Below are 15,558 nucleotides of genomic sequence, written 5' to 3' on the forward strand. Positions count from 1 at the left end.
CCTTTCGTGACCATGCCGGTGATCGAACTGCGCTGGGTGAACCGCCGATACGACGACGGTCCGCCTGCTCTGCACGGGGCGTCGCTGACTGTGCAGCCCGGAGAGGCCGTAGCGATCCTGGGCCCTTCCGGCAGTGGCAAGTCCACGCTGCTCAATCTGATCGCGGGCCTGGACCGGCCCGACACGGGGACCGTCACTGTGGATGGCGTGCGGGTGGACCAGTTGAGCGAGGCCGGATCGGCGCTCTACCGGCGGTCCAGAATCGGGATGGTCTTCCAGTTCTTCAACCTGCTCGACGATCTGACCGTCGCCGACAACATCGGACTGCCCGCGCGCCTGGCGGGTATGACACGCGGCGCGGCAGGCAGCCGGGCGGCGGAACTCCTTCAGCTGCTGGGCATCGACCGGCACGCCCGCACCTACCCGGGGCGGCTGTCGGGCGGCGAGCGGCAGCGCGTCGCAGTGGCCCGCGCGTTGATGAACCGGCCGGCGCTGCTCCTGGCCGACGAGCCGACCGGGGCCCTGGACACGGCCGCCGGAGAAGACGTCAGCAGGCTGCTCACCGACCTCAATGCGGAGGGCCAGACCGTCGTCGTGGTCACCCACGACCTGGCTCTGGCCCGGTCATGCACGAACCGTACAGTCCGGATCGCCGACGGCCGGATCACCGAAGACATCCGGTTCCGGGCCGCCGCCACAGGAGCCACCACCTCGGAAGCCACCACCTCGGAAGCCGTCCGATGAGCGTGCTCGGCAAGGTGGTGCGCTCTGGGGTGGGGCGACGCCGGGTGCAGACGCTGGCGATCGGGCTCGCCACGATGATGGCGGTGGCCGCCTCCGTCCTCGGCGGCTCGCTGCTCGTGGTGTCCGGCGCGCCCTTCGACGACGCCTTTGCCGAGCGGCACGGGGCGCATCTGTCCGTGCAGTTCGACGCGGGCGAGGTGGGTGCCGGGCAGCTGTCGAAGTCCGGACATGCCGAGGAGGTGAGCAGTGCGGCCGGGCCGTTCCGTACGGCGATGGTCACCCCGCGGTCGGACGGGGCGAGCCCGGGTGGCCGATGACCGTGGTCGGGCGGGGCGATCCCGGCCAGGATGTGGACGAGGTGGCACTGCTCGAAGGACGGTGGCCCACACACTCCGGCGAGATCGTGCTGTCCGCCGACTCCTCGCTCATCCCGACCATGGGCATGCAACTCGCTTTCTCCCAGCCGTCCGGCCTTCCGACGCTGACGGTGGTCGGTGTGGCCCGCTCGGTCACGCAGACCGCTGACGCCTGGGTGGTTCCGGCCCGGATGCCGGCGCTCACCGCGCCCGGCAGCGGCGGCTATCAGATGCTCTACCGCTTCACCGATGCGGGCACAGCCGCGCAGATCACCGCGGGCGGCAGGGCCGTGACGCGACCCCTGCCGCATCGAGCGGTCGTCGGCGAACAGTCCTGGCTCACGGTCCAGAAGAGTGCCGAGCGCGACACCGCCCTCTATGTCCCGTTCCTCATCGCGTTCGGTGCCCTGGGCCTGGTCATGTCGGTGCTCATCGTCGGCAACGTCGTCGCGTCGGCCGTGGGCACGGGAACGCGCCGCATCGGCATCCTCAAGGCCGTCGGCTTCACCCCTGCCCAGGTCGTGCGGGCCTACGTGGGCCAGGCGCTGATCCCGGCGGCTGTCGGCACGGCCCTCGGCGTCCTCGCCGGCCACCTGCTCGCCGTCCCCGTACTGGCCGAGACCGGGGAGGTCTACGGCACCTCGTCCCTGACCGTCGTCCCCTGGGTCGACCTGGTGGTGATTGCCGGGGCGCTCGGCCTGATGTCGGCGACCGCGTGGGCGAGTGCCCGGCGAGCGGGCCGGCTGCGTACGGTCGATGCGCTCGCCGTCGGGCGTACCGCTTCGGCGGGGCACGGCCGGTGGGCGGCCCGCCTGGCTGCTGTTGCCGCAGCCGGTCGCCCTGGGCCTGGCCCGGCCCTTCGCGCGGCCCGCCCGTGCGCTGGCCATGGGCACCGCGATCCTGTTCGGCACCATCGCCGTCACGTTCACCGTGGGAATGGGCGCCTCGCTCAGCCAGGTGATGGAGGCCAAGGCCCACGACGCCGCCGATGTCGTCGTGCCCGCGCCCCTGCCGGACTTCGGACCTCAAGGCCCTGGTGCCGGGAAGCAGCCCAAGGCCGATCCCGCTGCGGTCGCCGCGACCATCGGGGCCACCGCCGGAACCGGGAAGTACTACAGCGCGGCGACGGTACGGGCGACCGTGTCCGGTCTGACCGGCACCATCGACGTGATCGCCTTCACCGGCGACGCTTCCTGGGGCGGCTACACAATGGTCTCGGGCCGCTGGATCGACAGGCCCGGCGAGGCCGTGGTCCCGACCCCTCTTCTGGCCGCCACCGGCACCCGCATCGGCGATTCCGTCACGCTGAACGGCCTGGCCGAGCCGGTCACGGTCCGGATCGTCGGTGAGGTCCTCGACCCCCGTAACGACGGCATGCAGGTCTTCACCGACGCCTCGAACCTCGCGGCCGCGCATCCCGATCTGACGGAGACGAGCCATCACATCGCGGTCATGTCAGGCACCGACGTGCCCGGCTACGTCGACGGGCTGAACAGGCACCTGGAACCGCTGGGAGCCACCGCTCGGACCGGCGGTCTCCACGCCGGCGGCGACATGGTCGTCACACTCAGCACGCTGTCCGTGATCCTCACGCTGATGCTCGTCGCCATCGCCGCGCTCGGCGTGCTGAACGGCGTGCTGCTCGATACCCGCGAGCGCGTCCGGGAGATCGGTGTCCACAAGGCGCTCGGCATGACCCCCCGGCAGACCATCGCCATGGTCATCACCTCGGTCGTCGTGACCGGACTGGTCGCGGGCGCTCTGGGCGTGCCGCTCGGCGTGGTCCTGCACAGTTGGGTCATCCCCGCGATGGGTGACAGAGCGGGGCTCCGCTTCCCCGCGTCCGTCATCGCCGTCTACCACGCGGCCGAGCTGCTCCCGCTCGCGCTCGGCGGCCTGCTCATCGCCACCCTGGGTGCGCTGCTGCCCGCCGGCTGGGCCGCCAGGGCCCGAACCGCCACGGCTGTGCGCACCGAGTAAGAGGTCGGGTTCAGAAGTCGGGTTCAGAACTCGTGCCGACCGGTCTGCACCGCATGGTGCTGTGCAGATCGGTCGGTTACCGGGTGTGGCCGGGCGTACGTCCCGGGCAACCCGCACTGCTGGTCATCGACATGCGGGACGGGCTCGTGCTGCCGTCTGGAATCCGCCCTGCGGTTCCTCCCGCACGCCCACAGCCGACTGGTACCTGGCGGGCCCCGCCGAGGTACGGCCCCGGCCCCCATCGGCCACCATCCCGGCTGGGCTCGGGAAGCACGAACCGTTCAAAGTACGGATCACGGCAGTGGAGGCCGCGCTCGTTCTCCGCACGCACCGGGTAGGGGCCTTCCCCCGCCGCACCTCCTGCCTTCATCTGCGCACCGCGGGCCGGATCGGAAGGCCGACCCGGTTGATCCGCCAGGGAGCGATCACCGCGATCCTCGCCGGCAGCGAACGCATCACGAAGACCGACCTCGACCAGATCGGCCAGGTTGTAGCGGAACCAGGGGTGGCAGCCAGGTTCGACAAGCTCGCGGTACATCTCGGGGCAACCGTTCTCATCGCCGCACGAGTGGCTGTGCCCCGCCGGAAGCGCCGGCCTCGCGTACCGCCCTGGCAGTGACAGACTGGGCAACGTGACCGCGTATCCCAGGATCGGCTCCGTCTGGGCCTTCCGGTATCCAGACGCTCCGCAACACGACCACGAGTTCCGGGTGACCGGGGTGTTCACGAGAGACGGTGTCACCTACATCGAGTCTGAACGGCTCGACAGCGGCGCGCTCCACAGGGGGCGACTTGACAACTGCCTTGACTACGCGGAGCCCGTCAGCACCGACTAGATCGGTACCTTCGACGGCGTAGACATCGCCGTCCTCGATCCATTCGCCCAGGACATCAACCGCCCAGCCGAACTCCGGCACCAGAAGCACCGACCACCGCTTGGGCGGAGCCCCCTCAGGGGACTCGCCGCCGCATCATCAGGCTCCCGAAGCGGTCGAAATCCGCCGCCGACCGGTTGCGCCGCAGACCCGTCAGGTCGACCCGCGACGACTCTGTCCGCCGAGTGCCGTACGCGTGGATCGCCTTGAGAACGGCGGCCGGTGTTCGGCGCGCTCGGCCACGGAGGCTTGAGGCCCCCAGCTTCGTCCGGGGCCGAGGCCGGCGACGGCGGACGCTCAGTGTGCCCGGTCACCACAGGCTTCTCGAGCCCACGTTGCGGCATGGCAGTCGCTCGGTCGCACCGCTGTTCACGTCATCGGGGTCGGCCCGCATCACCGCCGCCGCACCCGCCACAAGCCCCTCGGAGCGGGCCGACCGGCTGGAGCCCCCGTACGCGGCAGCCGCTGTCTGTCAGATCCCGTGCCTAGGCTGTCCGCAAGGAATCGATCAAGGAGCAGGACAGTGCGGATAGAGCGTCACCAGGTTGGCGGGGCCGTCGTGTCGGCAGCGCGCGAGGACTTCACCAACCGGATCGGGGGTCAGGTGCGGTCGATGTCGCGGGCCGGCCGGATGGCCACCTACGAATGGCAGTCAATCGCCGACGAGTTCCTCGACTACCTGGGTGCCCTCTCCGTCGAGATACCCGACCTCGGCACCCCGGAAGCCAAGGCCGCCCTCAAGGACGCCTCCGAAGCCGCCGCCGGCGCCGTCGCCTACGCCGCATACCACCCGCACTGCAGCTTCCAGGTCTTCCTGGACTACGTGAACTTCGGCATGAGCTACGAACCGGGCGAGGATGCTCCCGAGGAGAGCGTCACGCCCGGGGAGTGGATCGACGCGCTCTGCCTGTCGGTCCTCAGGGACAAAGCGAAATGGCACGGCGAGGCCTTCTACTTCGCCCGGAGGAAGTTCGCCGGGCAGGCACAGGGAACGCCCCTCGGCGAGCTCGCCACAGGATTGACGGCCGTGGTTCTGGACGACACCGGCGACGACGAGGAGTACCCGCCGAGCGCGCAGGCCAAGATCGCCGCCATCGACGCGGCCCTGGACCGCATCCGTACCCGCGCCGGGCAGACCGGTGCGCCCCTCATGGACCGGACGGACAGCGTGGCGCTGCGCACGCTGCGCGCCCTGGCCGCCGAGGACCGGGAGGCCTTCGATGCCGCGCTGGCCGACCTCCTGGCCCGGCACGCCACCCAGCACGGTCCCTCGGCCTCCCCGAGTTCTCTCCTACCGCTTGTCCCCATCGCCCTCGCCGCGCTCGCCTACCGGACACTGGGCTGGGTTCCGGCTGCCCGCACCGATTACCTCCCGCACGCTCTGATCACCGGCTTCGAGGCCCAAGGCCCGCGGGTCGCGGGGTTCGGCCGGAACCGGCGGTCGGACGCGGTCGCCGCGCTCGCCGCGGGCCCGCTGGTGGTGGAACGGCCGGCCTGCGAGCGGACAGTAGCCCCGCAGGTGGCGGCCCTGTACGAGAAGCACGTCCAGGAGGCGTTCACCGCGGTCGACGGAGAGCCCCTCGACGTCTGGCGGCTCAGCAGCGTCATGGGTGACCAGGAGCGACTTTTCAAGTGGCGCGCGGAAGGCTCCGGCCATGTGACGGACGCCCAGCTCGCGAACCTCAAGCTGGCCTCCCGGGCGGGTGCGGCGCTGTTCCGCATCGCCCTCGCGGAGCCGGGCACCGAGACCGAGGTGACCGTCGACGGCCGCGCACTGCGCTACCGGGCCGAGCGCGGCGAGAAGGCCGGCGCCGGCAACTGGGAGAAGGCCACTGCTTTCGCCCTCATCACCGGCGCACGCGAGGACCTCGCTCCGCTGGTCCTCACCGGTCCCGCCTTCGCACAACCGGACGGCTCCGCCTTCAGCGCGTACCGCGAAGCCCTCCATGCCTACCTGAAGGGTGCCGATCCCGAAGCGGCCTCGCAGCGGGCGTTGCAACAGGCCGAGAAGGCCAAGGACTGGGGCTTCGCCATGCCGCCGACCGTGCTGCTGTCGCAGCTCGTGGAGGGCGACGAGGAGAGCTTCAACCTGGCCCTGGCCGACGCGCTCGAAGCCCACCGCGACTACTACCAGGTCGCCGACCGCGCCGACGATCCGGACGCCTCCATCAACCTCGACATCCTCGCCCTGGCCTGCCACGCTCGCCGTCGCGGCTGGGACATCCGCGTCGAGTCCCCCTACCTTCCGCAGAGCCTCCTCCGGGCCGCAGAACCTTTCTAGGGACGCGTCCACAACAGAGCGCTCCAGCCGGCCCTTCGACTCCGCAGCGGGGCCCGCTGGAGCCCAAGCCGAAATCGCCCACGCGAGGAGGCCCCTCGCCGGGCCCGCGACACCACCGTCGTGGGATTCGCCCAAGCCCTCGACGTCAGTGCCCGGACGATCTGCCGGCACACCCTCGACCGTCCCCAGCCGGACTGACACCGCGAACCCGCCCACCCACGGCTGCCCGTCGCAGCGGTGAAGTCCCCGCTCTCGGCCCGGGCGCGAGAACTGGGTGGGTGGGCGTGCGGGTGGCCCATATTTCCCAGGGCCCGCGAGCCCCGGCACGCCATGGCGGCCGCACCGCTCACCCCCGCCGCCCATGCCGCCGCGTTCCCCACCCGCACTGCTGAGGCGGTCTGGTGGGAGCAGCGCGACCAGTACGCGGGCGAAGGCCTGGCGGCGCTGCTCGGCCCCGCATCCGAGCCGCTGCGCACTCTCGCAGCCCCGGCCGTGCAAACCTCACCGAAAAGCTCCTGGCGCCGCGGCGACATGTCGCGTGCGAAGGCCTGCGGCTGGAGGTCGTGTGCTGAGGCCGCTTGGCCGGCACCGGGTCCGGCTCTGTCCGCCTGCTGCGCAAACCCTCGCGCTCGCACCCGCACCCACACCCGCCGACCGTCTCGCCATCCCGGTCGTGCCCACGAACGCCGACACGGCGCAGCACCGGATCGCCTACGTGCTGGACGCCGCACGGTTGCTGCGGCCGATCCGCCACGGAGCAGACCGACGCCTCCGCCGGGGTGGGGGAAGGAGCAACTCATGCAGCCGGCAAGTCAAGGCATCCGCCAAGAACGCCGAACGGTGGTCGATCTCCTTGGCGAGCTCGTCGACGGCCCTGCAGACGGCATTCAGCCGGACCAGCAGAGCCTTGGCCTGGATGCCCATGGCCTCCTTCACCGCGGGAAGCCAACGGACGGCGGCTTGCCAGAACAGCGCGTGGATCCGCTCGGCGTCCTCGTTCATGCCGCGCCGGCGGCCTGCGTTGTGCATCACCGCCCGGAGCTTCCAGATCGGCAGCTCACCGGTCGACCGAAGCCAACAGGGCGTCAAACACAATGGCATGACGGACGGTTACGGAATCCCACTGGGCCGGGTCCTGGCCGGAGCGAACTGCCATGACTCGCCGCCTCTCGCCCCGCCCCTGGACGTGGATGAGGGTTCCCGAGCCGAAGAACGCCGCGTCCGCGAGGAGCGCCAAGAGCTTTGCCCAGTTCATGGCGGGTAGGGTCGGGAGAAAAGGTCTGCCAAAGGAACACAGCCGCTCCCTGTCGCACCCCAGGTCGTCACCCGCCGGTGCCCGGCCCGGTCCCGGAACGTGCACTTCTCGGCCTCCACGATGGGTAGGATCACGCCGCACGCTGAGCGGGCGGTTCGAGCCGCGGCGCGCAGGGCACAGACTGAACATCGGGGGTGCACGGCATGAGTACGAACGGCAATGGTTACTGGGGTCCGCCGGGCGGACCCGGTCCCGGCTCCGGTGGACAGCCGGGCCCAGGTCCCGGCCATCAGCCCTACGGACACCCCCCGTACCCCGGCGGTCCCGGCGTGGGGCCCTACCCGCCACAGCCCGCACCCGTGCCGCCGCCGCCGGGGTACCCGGGGCCGCCGCAGAACTGGGGCCCGTACCCGCCACAGCCGCACGGCGGAGGCCCGCAGCCGCCGTTCCCGCGCCCGCCCCGGCCGCTGCTGACGCGCAGGCAGCGGATCCTCAAGTGCGTCTACAACCCGTTCTACGCCGCCCAGCGGACCTTCCGCCCATCGCGCCCGGATGCCGTCGAGGACCTGACGGTGCGCAAGATCCAGATGTGGCGGACCGGGCTCGGCATCGCCGCCTGGCTCGTGCTGGTCATGTCGTACAAGCCGGTCGACACCGCCAAGGACGTCGAGACCATCGCGGGCGACAAGTTCGACCAGAGCTGGATCAGCACACTCGTCCTCGTGTGCGCCTTCCCGTTCGTGATCGCCCTGTTCGCGTTCGCCGCTCAGGGTGCGCTGCGCGGGGTCTACCTGCGTCGGTCCCTGAAGTCCTTCGGGACGGTGGCGGCTCTGATGGGGTCCATGGCGACGTTCCCCCTCGCCGTCGCGCCCGACCCGGAGACCGCCGGTTTCCGTGACGCCATCGGGACCCCCGGCATGGTCGTCCTCATCACCCTCTGCGCGTGGTCGCTGGGCTTCGCCCTGTACGGGATCGTGCTCTGTCTCATGCACGTGTTCCGCACCGCCGACATCCACGAGGTCCTGCCGCCGATCCTCGCCACCTTGCTGGTGTGGGTGATGGCCGCCCTTGATGTGATCAACAACGAGAACGCCGAGGTTCCCGTCCTTGCCCGGGTCGTGTTCCTGCTCGGCGCTCCGGTGTCGGTGACGGTGTTGTCGTGCTGGGAACTGTACCGACTGCGGAAGTACTACAACCTGACCGTGCGACAGGCTCTCGGCCGCTAGGTCGTCTCCGCGTCGCTGAGCTCTGCCAGGAGCGATGCGCGGACGGTGACTGCTGGTCTTCGGGTCAATGTCGCCGCGCCAGGCGGTGGTCACCTGGAGGAGTTCGTGGCGGCGGCCGTAGCCGCTGGGGACCGGATACGCACTCCAGAGGATGCGCAGGGCGGTGCCGAGGTCGGCGAGGTCGTCGCTCGACCACACGCGGAGCGTCCCCCCTTCCAGGGCGGCGTGGATCTCGTCGACGGCCCGGTCCGGTTCGACGGCATCGCCGGGGGCGCCCTTGGAACGGGGGCGGGACGAGGCGCCCGGGTGGTGATCAGGGTTTCGCCGGTGGGGGTGAGTGCGGTCTGGTGTGTGGCCGAGGGTATATGGCGGCGGCCTGCGGGGTGATGCCGCGGTGGGTGTATGTGGTGTGCGGAGGTCGTCGAGGAGCTCGGCGGCCTGGTGCTGGACGGAACGGAGGCGCCCGATGTGTACGCAAGTCCGACACACTGCCCAGCCGGTGTCACCCAATGCGGTGCAAAGCTGGTCAGGGCGGGCCCGCATTCGTCGCGCGTCCTGTCTGCGGGCCGCCCATCGACGAACTCAACCAGGCCCTTCACCTCCGAGAAGCGCCGTCGATGTGGACGCGCTTCGGAAAACCACTCGTGCAGTCGGCCGCTGTCTCGGCCCCGCCCACATCGACGGTATGCCGCCGCCCTGCCGGGCCCACCGGGATTGATCGTTCCCGAGGCGGCGGTCACCACCTCGGGTTGGCCACGCCCGGGGCCGAGCGCCTGACCGCTCCCCCACGACTGGAGCCGTTGTTGTCGAAGTACCTCAGGCCAGGCCGTGCGCCGAGTGTCAGCGCCGAGTGGTACCCATGCACGCATGAAGGAGACGGTGTATGACCAATTGCCGCGAATCATCGACGAGTTCACCGAAAGGCTGACCTCTCGGGCACGGTTGGCCTGCCTGTACGACCTGATGGAACCCTCGCTTGACCGCATCGAGCGAGAGGGCGAGGAATTGAGCGACTGCCCCGTCCTGTCGACCCCGGACGCGGTGTGTGAGCTGCGCAAGGCTGCCGCGGGACAGCCGGTCGACGTCGACGCGGTTCATGAGCGGTTGACCGAGGTGGGCTTGTGCTACTCCGAGGACCAGGAACCGGATCGGCACATCGTGTCCCAGTCGGCCCACGCGGCTACGGCCTGGCTGCGGCTGCTGGCGGGGCGGAAGCTGCGTACCACGGCCGATCTCGAAGGCGACGACCAGGAACTGGTGCCGTCGTTCGCCCCATCGGCGTTCACGCGAATCGTCGACCTCCTGGCCTGGACCCGGTCGGACCAGATGTATTTTCACTGGGAGGACGCCATCGCCGATTCCGAGGACTGCGATCTTCCGGCCGCGATACACGAGCTCTGGGCGATACACGTGGAGATCAGCGGCTGGTGACCACCGTAGGCGCTGGAGCTGCCACCGCGCTTGTTCTGACTGATGAACCCGCGAGAAGAACCGCTGCCGTCGGCCTCCGGATCGACTCCCTGTTCACCTTCACCAACCACCCCAGCAGGCCGACGGCTTGCTCATGCGATCATACGGGCGGCTCTCGATAGGCCGGTACACAGTCAACTGATCAGACGGCCGAGCCATCGAGCAATCGAACGAGAACGGGAGTGCGGTGTGAGCGGGGCTGGGGGGCAGGACGGGTCGTCCGTGTCCGAAGAGGAGTGGGAGCGGTTCCTCCGTGAATCGGTGACGGGTGCGGCCGGGGCACCTGTGGAGCCTTCGGCGCGCGCCCGTGAGGTGGAGCGGCGGCTGCGGGACCGTTCCGGGCAGCCGGAAGGCTGGCGTACGTACTCGCCGGCCCAGCCCCGGCGCAGGACAGGCTGGCACGTGACTGGGCTGGTGTCGATCCTGGCACTCCTTGTCGTGGCGCTCTTCCCGCAACAGGTGGTCGGCTGGTTCGGTGGCGACGACGGCGGGCAGGACGGGGCGCCGCTGGCCGCCGAGTCGGAAAGCCCGCGGGAGGCTCCCGGCGCCGAGCGGGATCTGCGCCCTACCCTCGCCGAACCCTTCCGGGGTTCGCCTGCCGCCCGCTGGGCCGACGGAGCGCCAGGGATCACGGTGCCACCGGCCAAGGCGACCGGCTGGATGGACGCCGCCCAGGTCGAGCGGGCACTGCGGCAGAGCAGGGACTTCCTGGTGGCCGCGGGGCTCGACTCCCGTGTGCTGCGCGGCGAGCGGCCCACGAAGGCGATCGCTCTGCTGAACCCGCACCAGAAGGACGTCCAGGAGTATCTCCGTACCGCCCTGTCGTCGTCAGCGCCCACCGACAAATCCGACCCGCTGCTGTTGTTCAGCCGTTTCCAGCCGGAGCAGTCCCGACTGGTCGGTGACGTGGTCAAGACACGCGGCCGTCTCACGTACCGGGAAGGGAAACAGGGGTCGGTCGAGGTGACGGCGGACGTCACCTTCGTGTACCCGGTCACCCCGGCGGGCGACGACGAACGAGACGCCGAGGTCGTCGTCCGTACGATCGTGCGGCGCCAGGTGGTGATGAGTTGGGACGACCCGGCCAAAGTCATCACCGAACCAGGCACGATGTCCCTTGTCTCCTACGCGCTCGACATGACCAACGGCGGCTGCTCCGCCCCGACCGGCTACTTCGTGCCACCTTTCGGAACGGCCGACGAGCAGCCCGCCGGCAAGGCCCGCCAGGTCGATCCGTACGACCGCAGCAAGCCCATCGACACGGGCAACGGGACAACGACCGCGGGTAACAGCTGCGCGACCGCCACCCGCTCCTAGTCTTCTGAGTCAGGAGCGGGCCGCTCTCGAGGGGTGGGTGCGGCGCCGTTCGACACCGCACGCGTGGTCCCTGCGGTGCAGTAGGCGGTGTCGCTGATCTGGCGTGCGTTCGGCCCGCAGCCGCACCGCTCGGAGACGTTCAAACTGTCGAAAGATCCGCACTTCATCGACAAGCTCCACGACGTCGTCGGACTCTGCCCGGACCCGTCTGAGAGAGCTTTGGTGTTCTGCGTCGACGAAAAGTCGCAGACCCCCTGTTCGCCGCTCTGGAGGTCACCACCGACAATGTGATCGGTTCCCTGCACCTCCGCCACCGCACCGAGGAGTACAAGAAGTTCCTCATCAAGCTCGACAAGGAAGTCCCGGCCGGTCTCGGGGTCCACCTCGGATCGTCCTGGCTCAACCTGGTTGAACGCTGGCTTGTCGAGCTGACGAGCAAGCAAATACGGCGAGGCGTCCACCGATCCGTGCAAGCCCTGAAGAAGGACATCCGTAACGGGATCGCCGCATGAAACACCGACCCCAGGCCCTGCGCCTGGACGAAGACCGCAGAGAGCGGATGCTCTGCCAACGAACACGTCCGGTTAGGCGGGCGGAATGGGAAAGCCGACGCCCGAAAGGGTGCACGGCGTCCCGTGCCCGACCCAGCTCTCAGCGGGCTCCTTCGAAAGAAGAGCGGGGGGTCCGCCCGCCCCGGGTCCGCCACCGACATCGTCGACCGGAGGATCCCACAACCGCGGCCTCACCCGCTGGGCCCGCGGCCTGGGTCGCACGTATGCAGCAGCGAACCGGGCGGCGAGCCTCCGCTGCTCGTACGGTCGGGCACGGGTGCCCTGACATGACGGTGCTCATAGGCCGGCCCTGCGGTCACTTCGTACGTTCCACCGGGCCAACCCACCCGTTGGACCAGAACATCCAGACCGCAACCACCGCCCGACCCGGCAGCGCGACCATCGCGTCCTCGCGGACCTGGTCGACGGCTCGTGTTCATGACGTACGACTGCTGCGCTTCGACGGAGGGCGTACCGTCGCCTCGCCACGGACCGGGCAGGGACGTCCCCGAGGGGTGCGATCGCCGGGATGGAGGTCTTGCGGTCACTCCAGAACCAACACGTGCAGCCGTAGCGGCGTCCTGCCGTGTGCCCGGCCCCTCGTAGCATTGGCCTCGGACAGATCGTGAGGGCGCTCAGAAGTCCTAACGGACCTTCCAGGGGTGTGGGTTGGCACAGGGCGAAGCCATGGGGAGTCTATGACAGGCTGTGGGACATGCACGCTGCACCGAGGAGAACGACCGCACCGCTGCCGTGACCTTGCCCCTCCGGTCCGGACGGTTCCTGGGAGGTCTGTACCGACCCGCCCTGAACCTGTGACCGACTCCGGTGGAAGGTAAATCCGCTCGACAGCGGCCCTCGGCACCCGGCAAAGTGGCCGTCCGTGACAAGCAGTGAGCTGTGGACCCGTGCGACCGCCGACCGCTACGACACTGAAGAGATCGAGATGTCCTCGGCCGCCGTTCTAGGACCGACTCTCGCCTTCCTCGCTGAGCTCGCCGGAGACGGCCGGGCCCTGGAGTTCGCCATCGGAACCGGACGGGTGGGCGTCCCACTCCGGGAACGTGGTGTGCCGGTAGTGGGCATCGAACTGTCTGAGCACATGGCAGCGGTGCTGCGGCGCAAGATCGACGAGGACACGCTCCCGGTAACTGTCGGGGACATGACTTCCACCGTCGTCCCCGGCGAGTTCACCCTGGTCTATCTCGTCTACAACACCATCACGAACCTGCTGACTCAGGACGAGCAGGTCGAGTGCTTCCGCAACGCCGCACGCCATCTGAAGCCCGGCGGCCGATTCGTCATCGAGCTGGGTGTACCGCCGCTGCGGTTCCTGCCGCCTGGCCAGGTCGCGGTGCCGTTCGACGTCTCCGAGCATCATCTCGGCTTCGATACCTTCGACCTGGTCGAGCAGATTCTCGTCTCGCACCACTTCACCCGCGAAGGCGACGACGGCCGCTACCGCCGTGACAACTCCCGGCACCGGTACGCCTGGCCGGCTGAGCTCGATCTGATGGCACGGATCGCCGGGTTGGAGCTGGAACGTCGCGTCGCGGACTGGGACGGGGCGCCGTTCACCCAGGACTCCGCGAAGCACATCTCCGTGTGGCGCAAGCCAGCCTGAGGTCGGCCACCGGGCCGTCGGCGTGCGCCGTGCCTGCCTTGAACCTCCGGTCGAAAGTTCAGGCGTCGCCAGCAGGTCAGTGCACCAGGAGATCAGCGCAGGGCGTTGATGCCGAGCCCGTTGCCTCCCGGGCCAATGCCTCGGTGCACCCGGCGACCGGGGTGCCGGTGAGGATCAGGTGTTTGGCCGCCGGGCGGTCGGGCCCGACCGCCCGAGGCGGATCGTCTCCCGAGTTCTCAACGACGAACCGACAGCGCTGGTCCGGTCCGGCGTGCAGTCGGAGCCCTTGCAGGGAACGGCCTCGCGATCAGCACGGCGCCCCAAATGACGAGTCGCCCCGGGCGTGAACGCTCGGGGCGGCAAGGGCCTTCGTGCCTGGTACTCATCTCGACTGAGACGTCGTGCGGCCTGTCGTCCCGGTCAATCCAAGAGCTGTGCGCCCTGGACTGCTTCGCGCTCAGCCGCGAACTCGTCGAGGAGTTCGAACAGGACCTTGATCGCGTGCCGCTCGTCCTCAGGCGGAAGGTCCCAGATGTCGTTCCAGCCGTTCGGGAAGGCGACGTGGAGGACCTGGCCGGGCCAGGCGTGGCTGCAGGTATGTCCGCGACGGGCGACGAGCCAGTCGTGCCAGCCGGTGAGCCCATATCCACCATGCCTGAGGGCGTGCTGGTCATAGCCGGTCAGGAACGCGGTCAACAGGTGGAAAGAGGTCTTTCCGACGAACATGCCGGGACGTTGGCCGACGCAGGCGAAGTACTCGCGTTCGGTCATTTCCGACAGTGGTTTCATATATGTTCGCCCCTCGCGATCAACCGCCGACCTTTCAAGGCTCGACGGATCGCCCGGAGTCTCCTCCACCCCGGACCTCGTCGGACCGAGTAATTGTCAAGACCTGCGGATGGGATCCACACCGACCCAGCGGTGGTAGGAGTCCACGTCGACGTTGCTGCCACACACGATGGTGACTACGTGTCGGCCGACGAAGCGTTCACGGTCTTCGAGGATCGCCGCGATGCCGAGCGCGGCCGACGGTTCGACGACGAGGCCGGCGTGGTCGAGGAGCGCCCGCATACCGGCGGTGATCGATGCCTCCTGGACCAGGACGGCGTCGTCAGCGACCAGGAGGAGGTCGTCCAGGACGGCCGGGATGGGGCGCCGGCCGGCTACGCCGTCGGCGATGGTGTTGGTCGAGTCGGTGGTGACGACACGCCCTTGGTGCCACGAGTGTGTCATCGCCGGTGCGCCCAGCGGCTGGACGCAGATCACCTCGACTTCGGATGCCAATGCCTTCACCACATGGCCCACGCCGGTGGCCAGCGCCCCGCCGCCGAGAGCAATCAGAACGGTGTCGAACGACGGTGCGGTGTCCACCAGTTCCAGGCCGATGGTCGCCGCGCCTTCGCAGGTCTCGATGTCCAGGCTGTCTTCGAGCAGCCGGATGCCGTCGTACCGTGCGATGGCGGCCGCCCGCTCGCGCGCCGTCTCGTGATCGCCGTCCACCAGCTCCAGCCTGGCGTCCAACGCGCGGATGCGATCAAGCTTGGCCACAGTTGCAAAGCGGGATGCCACGACGGTGACATCGAGCCCCCGGCCGCGACCGGACCAGGCAAGGGCCTGGCCAAGGTTGCCCGCGCTGGCGCACACCACGGCCGGCGAGCCGTTGTCGGCGAGCAGGCTCGCGACTACCTCGGTGCCGCGGGCCTTGAAGCTGCGGACCGGGTTCGCCGTTTCGAGCTTGATGCTCACCGTGCATCCGAGGCCGGGCTCCAGCGCCTCGCAGCGGTACAGCGGAGTGTCGCGAAATATCGGATCGATTACCCGGCGAGCCGCCCGGATCCGAGCAGTGTCGAGGCGCGTCTCATGCACGACACAGCAGCGT

Annotated in this window: 10 protein-coding genes and 3 pseudogenes; 10 read left to right on the top strand and 3 right to left on the bottom strand. The window is 69.4% G+C overall.

What is annotated here, in order from left to right:
• The first annotated feature begins 6 nt into the window (after positions 1 to 6).
• The 4 genes and pseudogenes from OG842_RS01565 (at position 7) to OG842_RS01580 (ending at position 6,236) form a co-directional block, all read left to right on the top strand.
• Positions 7 to 744, top strand: a complete 738-nt coding sequence (locus OG842_RS01565; RefSeq protein ID WP_266726740.1) for an ABC transporter ATP-binding protein — start codon at positions 7 to 9, stop codon at positions 742 to 744.
• Positions 741 to 3,080: pseudogene (locus OG842_RS01570) on the top strand (ABC transporter permease). The gene OG842_RS01565 and the pseudogene OG842_RS01570 overlap by 4 nt, the downstream one beginning before the upstream one ends.
• Positions 3,081 to 3,712: 632 nt before the next feature.
• Positions 3,713 to 3,916: a hypothetical protein gene (locus OG842_RS01575; RefSeq protein ID WP_266726742.1), complete on the top strand. Its 204-nt coding sequence runs from the start codon at positions 3,713 to 3,715 to the stop codon at positions 3,914 to 3,916.
• Positions 3,917 to 4,478: 562 nt separating this feature from the next.
• The gene (locus tag OG842_RS01580) at positions 4,479 to 6,236 is read left to right on the top strand and encodes an immunity 49 family protein (protein ID WP_266726744.1); all 1,758 of its coding nucleotides are present in this window, start codon (positions 4,479 to 4,481) and stop codon (positions 6,234 to 6,236) included.
• 711 nt (positions 6,237 to 6,947) lie between these two features.
• Here OG842_RS01580 and OG842_RS01590 read toward each other — a convergent pair.
• Positions 6,948 to 7,268, bottom strand: a complete 321-nt coding sequence (locus OG842_RS01590) for a hypothetical protein (RefSeq protein ID WP_266733848.1) — start codon at positions 7,266 to 7,268, stop codon at positions 6,948 to 6,950.
• A 19-nt stretch (positions 7,269 to 7,287) separates the two neighbouring features.
• Here OG842_RS01590 and OG842_RS01595 point away from each other — a divergent pair.
• The 6 genes and pseudogenes from OG842_RS01595 to OG842_RS01625 form a co-directional block, all read left to right on the top strand.
• Positions 7,288 to 7,434: pseudogene (locus OG842_RS01595) on the top strand (IS5/IS1182 family transposase); the annotation flags it as partial.
• A gap of 260 nt (positions 7,435 to 7,694) precedes the next feature.
• Positions 7,695 to 8,717, top strand: coding sequence for a hypothetical protein (locus OG842_RS01600; protein WP_266726746.1), 1,023 nt, complete (start codon positions 7,695 to 7,697; stop codon positions 8,715 to 8,717).
• An 867-nt stretch (positions 8,718 to 9,584) separates the two neighbouring features.
• On the top strand, positions 9,585 to 10,148 hold the full coding sequence (locus OG842_RS01605) for a hypothetical protein (protein WP_266726748.1): 564 nt from the start codon (positions 9,585 to 9,587) through the stop codon (positions 10,146 to 10,148).
• Positions 10,149 to 10,409: 261 nt separating this feature from the next.
• Positions 10,410 to 11,504, top strand: a complete 1,095-nt coding sequence (locus tag OG842_RS01610) for a hypothetical protein (RefSeq protein WP_266726750.1) — start codon at positions 10,410 to 10,412, stop codon at positions 11,502 to 11,504.
• 87 nt (positions 11,505 to 11,591) lie between these two features.
• Positions 11,592 to 11,998, top strand: a pseudogene (locus OG842_RS45105) (IS630 family transposase); the annotation flags it as partial.
• Between the two features lie 940 nt (positions 11,999 to 12,938).
• Positions 12,939 to 13,679 carry a class I SAM-dependent DNA methyltransferase gene (locus OG842_RS01625; RefSeq protein WP_266726754.1) on the top strand — a complete coding sequence of 247 codons (741 nt, stop codon included), beginning with the start codon at positions 12,939 to 12,941 and terminating at the stop codon, positions 13,677 to 13,679.
• A gap of 420 nt (positions 13,680 to 14,099) precedes the next feature.
• Here the strand turns inward: OG842_RS01625 and OG842_RS01630 are convergent, their stop codons facing one another.
• Both OG842_RS01630 and OG842_RS01635 read right to left on the bottom strand, forming a co-directional pair.
• Positions 14,100 to 14,450: a hypothetical protein gene (locus tag OG842_RS01630; protein ID WP_328512070.1), complete on the bottom strand. Its 351-nt coding sequence runs from the start codon at positions 14,448 to 14,450 to the stop codon at positions 14,100 to 14,102.
• 114 nt (positions 14,451 to 14,564) lie between these two features.
• Positions 14,565 to 15,545 carry a threonine ammonia-lyase gene (locus OG842_RS01635; protein WP_266733374.1) on the bottom strand — a complete coding sequence of 327 codons (981 nt, stop codon included), beginning with the start codon at positions 15,543 to 15,545 and terminating at the stop codon, positions 14,565 to 14,567.
• Between the last annotated feature and the right edge of the window lie 13 nt (positions 15,546 to 15,558).

Source organism: Streptomyces sp. NBC_00376 (assembly GCF_036077095.1).
Taxonomy (GTDB): domain Bacteria; phylum Actinomycetota; class Actinomycetes; order Streptomycetales; family Streptomycetaceae; genus Streptomyces.